Raw genomic sequence first — 12,798 nt, forward strand, 5'->3', positions numbered from 1 at the left:
GAGCCCGGTGCTGTGGGCCGGATCGCTCCCCGCATCCGCCGTCGTGACCTTGACGCGGCCCGGCTGTGCCCCGGAGAGTGGGAGCGGAGCAGAGGAGGCGGACCGCGTGATCCTACTTCTGTCCACTTCGGACACTGACTTGCTGAGTGCCCGGTCGAGCGGTGCCGAGTTCCGGCTGGCCAACCCCGCCCGGCTCGACCTCGCCGAGCTGCCCGCGCTGCTCGACGGCGCACCGGTCGTGCTGGTGCGCATCCTCGGCTCGCAGCGCAGCTGGCAGCAGGGCCTGGACCTGGTCCGCGCCAGCGGGGCGCACGTGGTGGTGCTGGGTGGCGAGCAGAGCCCGGACGCCGAGCTGATGGCCCTGTCCACGGTGCCGGTGGGCATCGCCACCCAGGCGCACGCCTACCTGGCGCAGGGCGGTCCGGACAACCTCGCCCAACTGCACCGGTTCCTGTCCGACACCCTGCTGCTCACCGGGCACGGCTTCGAGCCGCCCGTCGCGCAGCCGCTGTGGGGCGCGCTGCACCGGACACCGCGCCGGGACAGCGGCCCGGTGGTGGCCGTCCTCTACTACCGGGCGCACCACCTGTCCGGCAACACCGGCTTCGTGCACACCCTGTGCGCGGCGATCGAGGACGCCGGCGCCCAGGCCCTGCCGCTGTACTGCGCGTCGCTGCGCTCCCGCGAGCCAGGCCTGCTCGCCGAACTGCGCAGGGCGGACGCGCTGCTGGTCACCGTGCTCGCGGCCGGCGGAACCCGGCCCTCCGCGGTGGGCGCCGGCGGCGACGACGAGGCGTGGGACGTGGCCGAACTCGCCGCGCTGGACATCCCGATCCTGCAGGCGCTGTGCCTGACCAGCGACCGGGAGTCCTGGCGGGCCAACGACGACGGACTGTCCCCTGTGGACGCCGGTAGCCAGGTCGCGGTGCCCGAGTTCGACGGCCGGCTGATCACCGTGCCGTTCTCCTTCAAGGAGATCGACGACGAGGGCCTGCCCCGCTACGTGCCCGACCCGGAGCGGGCCGCCCGGGTCGCCGGCATCGCCGTGGCGCACGCCCGGCTGCGGCACACCCCACCGCCCCGGCGGCGCATCGCCCTGATGCTGTCGGCCTACCCCACCAAGCACTCGCGGGTGGGCAACGCGGTCGGCCTGGACACACCGGCCTCGGCCGTGCTGCTGCTGCGCCGGATGCGCGAACTGGGCTACGACCTCGGCGCGGAGCCGTTCCCCGGGGTGGAGCCGACCGGGACCGACCAGCCCGACGGCGACGCGCTGATCCACGCGCTGATCGCGGCCGGCGGCCAGGACCCGGAGTGGCTGTCCGAGGAACAGCTGGCCGGCAACCCGATCCGGGTGCCGGCCGCGCGGTACCGGCGGTGGTTCGACGCGCTGCCCGAGGACCTGCGCGCCGACGTGGAGCGGCACTGGGGCCCGCCGCCCGGCGAGCTGTACGTGGACCGCTCCGCCGACCCGGACGGCGAGATCGTGCTGGCCGCGCTGCGCGCCGGCAACGTCGTGCTGATGATCCAGCCGCCGCGCGGGTTCGGCGAGAACCCGGTCGCCATCTACCACAACCCCGACCTGCCGCCCAGCCACCACTACCTGGCCGCCTACCGGTGGCTGGCCGAGGAGTTCGGCGCGCACGCCGTGGTGCACCTGGGCAAGCACGGCTCACTGGAGTGGCTGCCGGGCAAGACGGTGGGGCTGTCCGCGTCCTGCGCGCCCGACGCGGTGCTCGGCGACCTGCCGCTGGTCTACCCGTTCCTGGTCAACGATCCCGGCGAGGGCGCACAGGCCAAGCGCAGGGCGCACGCCACCATCGTCGACCACCTCATCCCGCCGATGGCGCGCGCGGAGAGCTACGGCGACCTGGCCCGGCTGGAACAGCTGCTCGACGAGCACGCCAACATCGCGGCCATGGACCCGGCCAAGCTGCCGGCGATCCGGGCGCAGATCTGGACCCTGATCCAGGCCGCCAAGCTCGACCACGACCTCGGCGTGGCCGAACGCCCGCACGACGCGGAGTTCGACGACTTCCTGCTGCACATCGACGGCTGGCTGTGCGAGGTCAAGGACGCGCAGATCCGCGACGGCCTGCACGTGCTCGGCCAGGCGCCGACCGGCGCGGCCAGGGTGAACCTGGTGTTGGCCGTGCTGCGCGCCCAGCAGATGTGGGGCGGCCAGGCAGGCGCGGTGCCCGGGCTGCGCTCCGCGCTGGGGCTCAAGGAGAACAGCGACGCCCCGCTGTCCGAAGTGGACGCTGTCGAGCGGACGGCGCGGGCGCTGGTCGAGGCCATGGAGGCCCGCGACTGGTCCCCTCGGGCCGTGCCGGCGGTGTGCGCGCAGGTGCTGGCCGGCGGCGCGGCACCGGCCGCCACCCCCCAGGACAGCGGGTACGGTGCCGTGGCCCAGGTGCTCACCTTCGCGGCCACCGAGATCGTGCCCCGGCTGGCCGGCACCAGCGCGGAACTCGACGCGGTCCTGCACGCGCTGGACGGCGGCTACGTGCCGGCGGGTCCCAGTGGCTCGCCCCTGCGCGGCCTGGTCAACGTGCTGCCCACCGGCCGCAACTTCTACACGGTGGACCCCAAGGCGGTACCCAGTCGGCTCGCCTGGGAGACCGGCCAGGCGCTGGCGGACTCGCTGCTGCGCCGCTACCGGGAGGACACCGGCGACTGGCCCCGCTCGGTGGGCCTGTCGGTGTGGGGCACCTCGGCGATGCGCACCTCGGGTGACGACGCCGCGGAAGTCCTGGCGCTGCTGGGGGTGCAGCCGGTGTGGGACGAGGCGTCGCGCCGGGTCACCGGCCTGGAGCCCATCCCGCTGGCCGAACTCGGCCGGCCCCGCATCGACGTCACCGTGCGCATCAGCGGGTTCTTCCGGGACGCCTTCCCGCACGTCATCGACCTGCTCGACGACGCGGTGCGGCTGGTGGCCGCGCTGCCCGAGCCGGAGTCGGACAACTTCGTGCGCGCCCACACCCAGGCGGACCTGGCCGCGCACGGCGACGAGCGGCGCGCGACCACCCGGATCTTCGGCTCCAAACCGGGCGCCTACGGCGCCGGCCTGCTGCCGCTGATGGACTCCGGCAACTGGCGGGACGACGCCGACCTCGCCGAGGTCTACGCGACCTGGGGCGGCTACGCCTACGGCCGGGACCTGGACGGCCGGCCGGCCCGCGCGGACATGGAGAACTCCTACCGGCGGATCGTGGTGGCGGCCAAGAACACCGACACCCGTGAGCACGACATCATCGACTCCGACGACTACTTCCAGTACCACGGCGGCATGATCGCCTTCACCCGGGCGCTCACCGGCCGGGCGCCCGCGTCCTACGTCGGCGACTCGACCACGCCCGACGCGGTGCGAACCCGGTCGCTGGCCGAGGAGACCGCCCGGGTGTTCCGGGCCAGGGTGGTCAACCCGCGCTGGCTGGCGGCCATGCGCCGGCACGGCTACAAGGGCGCGTTCGAGCTGGCCGCCACCGTGGACTACCTGTTCGGCTTCGACGCCACCGCGGGTGTGGTACGGGACTGGATGTACGAGAAGCTGGCCCAGTCCTATGTGCTCGATCAGGAGAACCAGGAGTTCATGGCCAGCGCCAACCCGTGGGCGTTGCGCGGCATCATCGAGCGGCTCACCGAGGCCGCCGACCGCGGCCTGTGGGCGGAACCCGACCCCGACCTGATCGCCGCACTGCACGAGGTCTACCTGCGCACCGAGGGCGACCTGGAGGGACCGTGACCGCGGCCGGCGCGGGCGGTCGCGCCGGGAGAACCGGCGACGCGCCCTCTAGGCTGGAGCCGTGACTGTCTACACCGACGAGGAGAGCCGAACGCTGCGCACCGCCGTGTTCGGCGCGATGGTGCTCGTGTCGACCGCGGAACCCGGTGCGTTGACCGAGGAGAGCTACGCGGGGATCAGGGCGATGGGCCGGCTGTCGCCGGAACTGCGGGAGGTGCTCGGCGCGGCCCGGCCCGAACTCCCGACCGGCTCGGTGTCCGATGTGGAGGATGGCGTGCTGGCCGCGCTGCGCAGGTCCGTGGACATCCTCAGCGCCAAGGCCCCCGAGGAGGCGGAGACCTTCCCCGCCACCGTGATCACGCTCTGCCAGGAGGTCGCCGCGGCCGACGGCCGGGTGGGCCACGACGAGGGCACCGTGATCGACAAGGTGCGCGCGGCGCTCACCGGTGCCGGGCTCGACCAGCCCGGCTGACCGGTCCCGGTCGGCCCGCACCGTTCCCGGGCCGACCGCCCGTCCGGCCCCCGCCGACGGGTGCGTTCGGCGGTATGACAGGCCAACCGCGAGTGTTACGCTCGGTCAGCTCCACAACTGAACACCCCGCCCGTCATGGGGAAGCCGGTCGAAGTCCGGCACTGTCGCGCAACCGTGGGTCACCTCCTGGTGACGAGTCGGGTCGCCATGCGGGTGGGTGAGAAGTCCATCCACTGTCGCGAACTGCAGGGGTGACGTTTCGTATGCGGTGTCGACCGGTCCGCCGTGCGGGCAACGGCGGGATCCCCCGCCCCGTGAGCGGTCGTTTCCGCGCCCTCACCCTGCTCGCCGCCGCACTCCTGCTCGGCGTGGTCGCGTCGACCGGCACCGCCACCGCCGCCCGGGACCAGTCCGCCGCCAGCGCCGCCGCGCGCTGGCTCGCCACCCGGCTCTCCCCCGAGGGCACCTACGCGGACCCGCGTGGTGGCGCGCTGCCCGACCACGGGCTGATGATCGACGCGCTGTTCGCGATGTACGCCACCAACAACGCCGCGCTGGCCGCGCCGATCGTGTCCTACCTGGACGACCAGGGGCACGCCAGCGACTACTTCACCTGGGACGGCCTGGTTCCCGGCATGGGCTACGACGCGATCATCGTCGGCGGCGCGGCCGCGAAGACGCTGCTCGCCGCCGAGGTGTCCGGCCGCGACCCGAGGAACTTCGACGGCACCGACATGGTGGCCGAGACCACGGCGGCGATCATGCGCTCCGGCCCGGACCGGGGCCGGGTCAGCAACTACTCGAAGAACCCGGACCTCGCCGGCGTGGTCAGCAACGAGGCCAACGTGTTCGGCCAGGCCCTGGCGGTGATCGGGCTGGCGGTGGCCGGGGCGAACGACCGGCTCGCCATCGACACCCTGCTGACCCAGCAGTGCGCCGAGGGCTACTTCCGGATCTTCTTCACCTACATCCCCACCACCGAGGTGGGCGAGCACGTCACCCCCGCCGGGCAGAAGGTCTCCACCTGCGAGGAGGGCAAGGCGTTCGGCAAGTCCGCGCCCGACGGCGACACCACCGGGATCGCGCTGTCGGCGCTGCTCGCCGCGCGCGAGGCGGGCGCGACCGGGCTCGACGAGCCGATCGCCCGGACCACGGCCTGGCTGACCGGCCACCAGGACGCGGGCGGCGGCTGGGGCGGCGGGGTGAACACCGAGGCACCCAACACCAACAGCACCGGGCTGATCACGCAGGCGCTCGCCGACGCGGGCGGCGCGGACGCCGCGGTGGCGCGCGGTGTGGCGTACCTGAAGTCGGCGCAGGTCACCACCGCGGACGCGGGCACCGCGCTGGCCGGGGAGGTGGGCGCGGTCGCCCTCAACCCCGCGTCGTACCAGGCGGCCCGCACCGGCGGCATCGTGGGCGTGGACACCTGGATCCGGGCCGGGGCGCAGGCCGCGCTCGGCCTGGCCCAGGTCGGCTTCGCCGACCTGGCGCGGCACCGCCTCCCACCTGACCAGCCCCCGCCGCCCGACACCACCGTGCCCAGCGCGCCGGCCACGCCGTCCGGGACGGCCGGCACGACCACCCCCGCCCCGGTCCCGCCCGCGACCACGCCACCCGCGCGGCGGGCCGGAAACCCCGCTCCGCCACCGGGTTCACCACCTGGCCGGGTGCGCACCCCGGCCACACCGGTCGCGCAGCCGAGCGCGCCGACACCGGCCGGGCGGCTCGGCGCGTACCTGGCTGGCGCGTTCGTCGACGGCGACCACGTGGAGGTCACCCAGGACGGCGCCACCTACGTGGACTACGACGCCACCGCCGAGGCGGTGCTGGCGCTGCGCACCCTGGGCGAGCAGCCCGAGGCGGTCCAGCGGGCGACCCACTTCCTGTTGCGGCCGGAGTCGATCGACGCCTACGCGCACGGCGTGCCCTACGAGCAGGCCGACGCGGCCTATGCCGAGCCACTGGCCAAGCTCCAGCTGATCGCCCGCTTCGCCCGCGCCGACGCCGGCGCGCCCGCCGATCTCCCCGGCACCACCGGCCGGCTGGCCGCCGAACTGGCGGCGCTGCGCACCGAGGACGGCCGGTTCGTGGACACCGGGTCGTTCGCCGACACCGGCCAGACCACGCGCCGGCAGGCGTGGGCGATCGCGGCGACCGTCGCGGCCGGCGACGCGCGGAACGCGCGGGTCGCGGCGGAGCGGCTGCTCGGGGTGCGGTGCGCGGACGGCACGTTCCCGGTCGACCTGCGCACCGAGGACTGCCCGACCGGTGAGCTGGCCGCGACCGCCGCCGCGGTCACCGCGCTGAACCTGCGCGAGCCCTCGGCCGGCCAGACCGGGGACACCGCGCCGGCGGACTGGCCGCCGCAGCGCGCGGCCGCGTTGACCGACGCGGCCAGGGCGCTCACCGCGCGGACCGACGGGGACGGGCTCGTGCCCGGCGCCGACGGCCAGCCCGACATCGGGCTCAGTTCGACCGCGGCCGCCGGCAGGCAGGCCCTCGGCCTCGACACCAGCGCCACCGCCCGCTCGCTGGGTGCGCTGCTGCTCCCCGGCGGCGGCCTCGGCGCCCCCGGTGGCGACGCCGACTTCGCCACCAGCCTCGCCGCGGCACCCGGTCTGGCCGGCCGGTCCTGGATCAACGCGGACAACTCGCCGGTCGCCGCGGCCGTGCGGCTGCCGCTGGCCGAGGCCATCGCCGCCCAGCCGGTGTCGCAACCGGCCGGCGCGGCCCGCGCGATGCCGTGGTGGGCCACCACCGCGCTGGGCGGGGTGGCGGTGGCCGTGGCACTCGGATTCGCCCTGCACCGGGTCAGGGCGCGGAAAGCCAGCAGACCACGAACATGGGGGTAACACCGTGAGACGAGTCCTGTCCGTCCTGTCGGCCCTGGCGGTGACGCTGACCGCCGCCGTGGCCACGGCCGCGCAGGCCGGAGCCGTCGACCCGACCAAGGGCTACGACGGCATCTGCACCGGCGGGGACGCGCTGACCGGCGTCACCGTCGTCATCGACTTCCAGGAGCTGGACGGCAACGGCGGGGTGGCCGCACCGACCATCACCCGCTGCTCCCCCAACCCCAACCCGGGCGCCGCCCGCACCGGCATCGCCGCACTGCAGGACGCCGGCATCGCGGTGGCCGGCACCGCGCAGTGGGGTCTGGGTTTCGTGTGCCGGCTGGAGAACCGGCCCGCCGCCACCGAGACCATTCCGCGCGCCGCCAACCCGAGCTACCGGGAAGCCTGCGTGGTCACCCCGCCGGCCGACGCGTACTGGTCGTACTGGCACGCCGACGGCTCGGGCACCACGTGGACCTACAGCAGCTACGGCGCGCTCAACCGCACCGTGACGCCCGGCGGCTTCGAGGGCTGGTCGTTCTCGCTCAACGCCACCGCCGGCAGCAACCCGGCGCCCGGTGTGACACCGAGGAACCCGGCCGTGGGCGCGGCGCTGACGGCCCGGTGACCGCCGGCCCGCGCCGCGCGCTCGGCGTGGTGGCGGCGGTCCTGGTGGTGGCCGCCACCGCGCCGCACGCGCACGCCGTCGACCAGAGCAGGGGACGACCCGGGTTCTGCACGTCGGACACCGGGGTCACCGTGGTGGTCGACTTCCAGCAGCTGGGCGGAACCACGCTGGTGCGCTGCAACCCGCAGGCCACCAGCGGCACCGGCCTGGACGCGCTCAAGGGCGCGGGTTTCCAGCTCGCCGGAACGCAGCGGTGGGGCGAGGGGTTCGTCTGCCGCATCGAGAACCGGCCGTCCGCCGTGGAGGAGATCCCGATCGAGGGCGACACCGACTACCGGGAGTCCTGTGTGGACACACCGCCGGCCAGCGGGTACTGGTCGTACTGGCACGCCGCCAACGGCTGCGCGTGGGAGTACAGCCAGTGGGGCCTGAAGAACCGCGCCTTCATCCAGGGCGGCTTCGAGGGCTGGTCGTTCTCGCTCAACGCCACCGCCGACACCAACCCGGCGCCGCGCATCGCCGCGGTGCGGCCAGGCACCGAGGGGCAGCCGTGCGGTGGCTCGTCCGACGAGGGCAGGCCCAGCTCCACCAACCCGAACGAGCAGCAGGGCGACGTCCGGCCCAACCCGGCGGAGCAGAACAGCGCGCAGCGGCAGCAGCCGCCGCCGGGAGGCACCGCGGCTCCGGACACGCCCGGCCCGGCCACCGCGTCCGGCGCCGACCCGGCGGCCCTGCCGCCGCCGAAACCCCGCCCGAGCGCGGGCACCCCCGCGCCGGCACCCGACCCGGACCACAACGTCGCCTTCGCCGGCGGCGAGAACGCCCCGGACGTCAACGAGGTGCTCAGGCAGCAGTCCGGGGCCAGCCGGTACGCGCCGTGGGCGGCGGCCGGTCTGGTGGTGCTGCTGGTGGTGGCGGCGCTGCTGACGGCACGCCGACGCGGGCGGGCGCGGGACTCGTAGGTGCGCGCCACGTACTTCCTGCCGCGCGACCTGCACCCGGCGGCGTGGTGGCTGTGGGCACTGGGGTTGGCGGTGGCGGCCAGCCGCACCACCAACCCGTGGCTGCTGCTGACCATCATCGCGGTGGCCGGTTACGTGGTGGCCGCCCGCCGCGGCGCGGCGCCGTGGGCGCTGGCGTTCCGGATGTACCTGTACCTGGCCGGGTGCATCGTGTGCCTGCGGGTGTTCTTCCGGCTGGTGTTCGGCGGCGCCGAGGGGACGACGATCCTGTTGCGGCTGCCCGAGATCCCGCTGCCCGCGTGGGCGGCGGGCATCCGGCTGTTCGGCGCGGTGTCGGCCGAGTCGCTGCTGGGTGGGCTCTACGACGGGCTGCGGCTGGCGGCGGTGGTGGTCTGCCTGGGCGCGGCCAACGCGCTGGCCAACCCCAAGCGGCTGCTCAAGGCGATGCCGCCGGCGCTGTACGAGATGGGCACCGCGGTGGTGGTGGCGCTGTCGGTGTTCCCGCAGCTGGCCGAGAGCGTGCTGCGGGTGCGGCGGGCGCGGAAGCTGCGCGGCGGCGCGAACCACAGGCGGCTGCGGGCACTGCACGCGATCGTGATCCCGGTGCTGGAGGACGCCCTGGACCGGTCGCTGCGGCTGGCCGCGTCGATGGACTCCCGGGGCTACGGGCGCGCGGCCCTGGTCCGGCCGCGCCAGCGGGTGGCGACCGGGGTGCTGATGGTGCTCGGCCTGATCGGGGTGTGCGTGGGCGGGTACGCCACGCTGGACGGCTCCACGCCCCGCCTGCTCGCCGGGCCGGTGCTCGTCCTCGGCGTGGTGGTCGGCCTGCTCGGCTTCCACCTGGCGGGCCGCCGGGTCCAGCGCACCCGGTACCGGCCGGACCGCTGGCGCCCGCCGGAGGTGGTGGTCGTGCTCAGCGGCGTCGGCGTGGCGGTGACGCTGTTCGCGACGTCCACTGTGGACCCGACAAACCTCAACCCGTCGCTGCTGACGTTGTCCTGGCCGGCGCTGTCGTGGCCACCGCTGGTCGGTGTGCTGCTCGGCGTGCTGCCGGCGTGGTTGTCCCCGCCGCCCGCGCCGCCGCACGCCGGCGCGGGCCACGACGCCGAGGAGGTGTCCGCGTGATCGAGCTGAGGCAGGTCACCTTCTGGTACCACGGCCAGCCCGAGCCGGTGCTGTCCGACGTGAACCTGTCCATCGGCGAGGGCGAGCTGGTGCTGGTCGCCGGCCGGACCGGCGCGGGCAAGTCGACCCTGCTCGGCACGGTCAACGGGCTGGTGCCGCACTTCACCGGCGGCCACCTCGACGGTGCCGTGGCCGTGGCCGGCGTGCTGACCCGGTCCCGGCCGCCGCGCGAGTTCGCCCACCTGGTCGGCGTGGTCGGGCAGGATCCGCTGGCCGGGTTCGTCACCGACACCGTGGAGGAGGAACTCGCCTACGGCATGGAGCAGCTGGGGCTGCCGCCGCAGGTGATGCGCAGGCGGGTGGAGGAGACGCTGGACCTGCTGGGCATCGCCGACCTGCGCCGCCGCGCGCTGCGCGGGCTGTCCGGGGGCCAGCAGCAGCGGGTGGCCATCGGGTCGGTGCTGACCACGCACCCCCGGGTGCTGGTGCTCGACGAGCCGACCTCCGCGCTGGACCCCACCGCGGCCGAGGACGTGCTGGCCACGCTGGCCCGCCTGGTGCAGGACCTCGGCACCACCGTGCTGATGGCCGAGCACCGCATGGAGCGGGTGGTGCCGTTCGCGGACCGGGTGGTGTACGTGGCCGGCGGCGGTCGGGTGGTCGACGGCAGCCCCTCGGCGATGCTGCGGGACATGCCCGTCGCCCCACCGATCGTGGAGCTGGGCCGCCTGGCCGGGTGGGAGCCGCTGCCGCTGTCGGTGCGCGACGCCCGCCGCCTGGCCGCCGGGCTGCGCGCGGACCTCGGTGCGCCGCCGCCCCGGCCGGTCCCGACCGGCGAGACCCTGCTCACCAGTTCGGACGTGGTGGTGCGCTACGGGGCGACCGTGGCGGTGCGCGGGGTGGACCTCGACCTGCACGCGGGCACGGTGCTCGCGCTGATGGGCCGCAACGGCTCGGGCAAGTCCTCGCTGCTGTGGGCGTTGCAGGGGTCGGGGCCGAGGCAGGGCGGCACCGTGCGGGTCGGCGGCGTCGACCCCGGGCAGCGGTCCAGCGCGCAGGCGCGCACGCTGGTCGGCCTGGTGCCGCAGACCGCGAGCGACCTGCTCTACCTGGAAACCGTCGCCGACGAGTGCGCCGCCGCCGACGCCGAGTCCGGCGCTGCGACCGGCACCTGCCGGACGCTGCTGGACCGGCTCGCGCCCGGCATCGACCCCGCCCGCCACCCGCGCGACCTGTCCGAGGGGCAGCGGCTCGCCCTGGTGTTGGCCGTGCAGCTGGCCGCGGCGCCGCGCGTCGTGCTGCTCGACGAGCCCACCAGGGGCCTGGACTACACCGCGAAGCACGCGCTGGCCGGGATGATCCGCACGCTGACCGGTGAGGGCAGGGCGGTCGTGGTGGCCACCCACGACGTGGAGTTCGTCGCGGCCGTGGCCGACCGGGTCGTGGTGATGGCCGAGGGCGAGGTCGTCTCCGACGGCCCGACCGCCGAGGTGCTCGGCGGCTCCCCCGCGTTCGCCCCGCAGGTCGCCAAGGTCCTCGGCGCCGACTGGCTCACCGTCGAGGACGTGCGCACCGCCCTGGCGGAGGTGGCGCGGTGAGCCGCGCCCGGGGCGGTTCCGGCCGGGTGGTGCGGCTCGGCCCGCGCTCGGCCCTGGTGCTGGCGTTCGCCTCGCTGGCCGGGTTGATGATGTTCGTCTGGCCGCTGCTGGTGCGCGTGGAGCCGCAGTCCATGCAGCACGGCCCGGACGCGCCGTTCGTCTTCGTCGCCATCCTGCCCGTGCTGATCCTCATCGTGCTGGCCGAGCTGTCCGAGGGCGGCATGGACGCCAAGGCGCTGGCCCTGCTCGGCGTGCTGTCGGCGGTCAACGCCGCGCTGCGCCCGCTCGGCGCGGGTGTGGCCGGCATCGAAACCGTGTTCTTCCTGCTGGTGCTCGCCGGGCGGGTGTTCGGCGCCGGCTTCGGCTTCGTGCTCGGCTGCACGTCGCTGTTCGCCTCGGCGCTGCTGACCGCGGGGGTCGGCCCCTGGCTGCCGTTCCAGATGCTGTCCTCGGCGTGGATCGGCATGGGTGCGGGCCTGCTCCCGCGCCGGGTGACCGGCAAGGCCGAGATCGCCATGCTCGTCGGCTACGGCATCGTCGTGGCCTACCTGTTCGGTTTCCTGATGAACCTGTGGTTCTGGCCGTTCATCACCGGCGCGGAGGTCGACTACCACGACGGCCACATCTCCTACGTGCCCGGCGCGCCCGTGCTGGACAACCTGCGGCGGTTCGCCGTGTTCACCCTGCTGACCTCCACCGCGGGCTGGGACACCGGACGGGCGATCACCAACACCGCGGCGATCCTCGTGCTGGGGCCCGCCGTGCTCGCGACACTGCGCCGGGCCGCCCGCAGGGCGTCGCACGGGCTGCTGCCCACGTTCGGCGACGCCGGGCCGGCGTCCGCGCGCAGCGCCCGGCCGAGAAGGGGAGCGGACGCGCCGACTTGTGCGCGCACGGGAAACGGCATGGCTCGCACGGTCAACGACAGGACGGCGAACGCCCGGCAGCATGAGGTGGGTCAGCCCATTCGTGGGCAACGCTCCAACTACCAGGGGGATTCGTGAAACGACCGCTGCTGTCGATCACCGCCGTGGTGGGCCTCGCGCTGCTGGCCGCGGCCCCGGCCGCCTCGGCGGCGCCGACGACCCAACCCGGTGACGTCGGTGTGCTCGCCTGCTCCAGCGCGCCCAGGTCGCCGTCCAACAAGGACACCACCGTGGGCGCGGTGAAGTCGGGGCACAACGCCCCGATCCGTCGCGGCCCCTACGGGGACTGCGACCCGCCGCTGCTCTACGCCGGCGCGGGGACCGCACTGGACTACTGGTGCTACGTGTCGAACAGCTACTCCAACACCTGGACCTTCGTGACCGAACCGCGAACCGGCGTCACGGGGTGGGTCTACGACGACCACCTGACCGGCAACGGCAGCAGCGTCCCCTGCTGACCGCGGTCCTGGTCCGGCGGGCCGGGTGGTGCTCGGCCCGCCGGGTC

Annotated in this window: 8 protein-coding genes and 1 pseudogene; all 9 read left to right on the forward strand. The window is 74.8% G+C overall.

The window, feature by feature from the left end:
- The first annotated feature begins 106 nt into the window (after nt 1-106).
- The 9 genes and pseudogenes from cobN (at nt 107) to LX83_RS01120 (ending at nt 12,751) form a co-directional block, all read left to right on the forward strand.
- Nucleotides 107-3,745: a cobaltochelatase subunit CobN gene (gene cobN, locus LX83_RS01080; RefSeq protein ID WP_253765943.1), complete on the forward strand. Its 3,639-nt coding sequence runs from the start codon at nt 107-109 to the stop codon at nt 3,743-3,745.
- A gap of 61 nt (nt 3,746-3,806) precedes the next feature.
- Nucleotides 3,807-4,217 carry a hypothetical protein gene (locus LX83_RS01085; protein ID WP_253765945.1) on the forward strand — a complete coding sequence of 137 codons (411 nt, stop codon included), beginning with the start codon at nt 3,807-3,809 and terminating at the stop codon, nt 4,215-4,217.
- Nucleotides 4,218-4,531: 314 nt separating this feature from the next.
- On the forward strand, nt 4,532-7,072 hold the full coding sequence (locus tag LX83_RS01090) for a hypothetical protein (protein ID WP_253765947.1): 2,541 nt from the start codon (nt 4,532-4,534) through the stop codon (nt 7,070-7,072).
- Between the two features lie 4 nt (nt 7,073-7,076).
- Complete coding sequence (locus tag LX83_RS01095; protein ID WP_253765949.1) at nt 7,077-7,682, forward strand: flagellar hook-length control protein FliK; 606 nt, start codon at nt 7,077-7,079, stop codon at nt 7,680-7,682.
- Nucleotides 7,679-8,644 (forward strand): flagellar biosynthesis protein FlhF, encoded by a 966-nt coding sequence (locus tag LX83_RS37585; RefSeq protein ID WP_308203887.1) that lies wholly within the window; start codon nt 7,679-7,681, stop codon nt 8,642-8,644. The genes LX83_RS01095 and LX83_RS37585 overlap by 4 nt, the downstream gene beginning before the upstream one ends.
- Nucleotides 8,645-9,769 (forward strand): energy-coupling factor transporter transmembrane component T, encoded by a 1,125-nt coding sequence (locus tag LX83_RS01105; RefSeq protein WP_253765951.1) that lies wholly within the window; start codon nt 8,645-8,647, stop codon nt 9,767-9,769.
- Entirely contained in the window at nt 9,766-11,367 is a 1,602-nt protein-coding gene (locus LX83_RS01110) for an ABC transporter ATP-binding protein (protein WP_253765953.1), read from the forward strand. Before LX83_RS01105 ends, LX83_RS01110 begins: the two co-directional genes overlap by 4 nt.
- Nucleotides 11,364-12,194: pseudogene (locus tag LX83_RS01115) on the forward strand (ECF transporter S component); the annotation flags it as partial. The gene LX83_RS01110 and the pseudogene LX83_RS01115, both read left to right, overlap by 4 nt.
- Nucleotides 12,195-12,367: 173 nt before the next feature.
- Nucleotides 12,368-12,751 (forward strand): hypothetical protein, encoded by a 384-nt coding sequence (locus LX83_RS01120; RefSeq protein ID WP_253765955.1) that lies wholly within the window; start codon nt 12,368-12,370, stop codon nt 12,749-12,751.
- Nucleotides 12,752-12,798 lie beyond the last annotated feature (47 nt).

The organism is Goodfellowiella coeruleoviolacea, from assembly GCF_024171785.1.
GTDB classification, from domain to species: Bacteria; Actinomycetota; Actinomycetes; order Mycobacteriales; family Pseudonocardiaceae; genus Goodfellowiella; species Goodfellowiella coeruleoviolacea.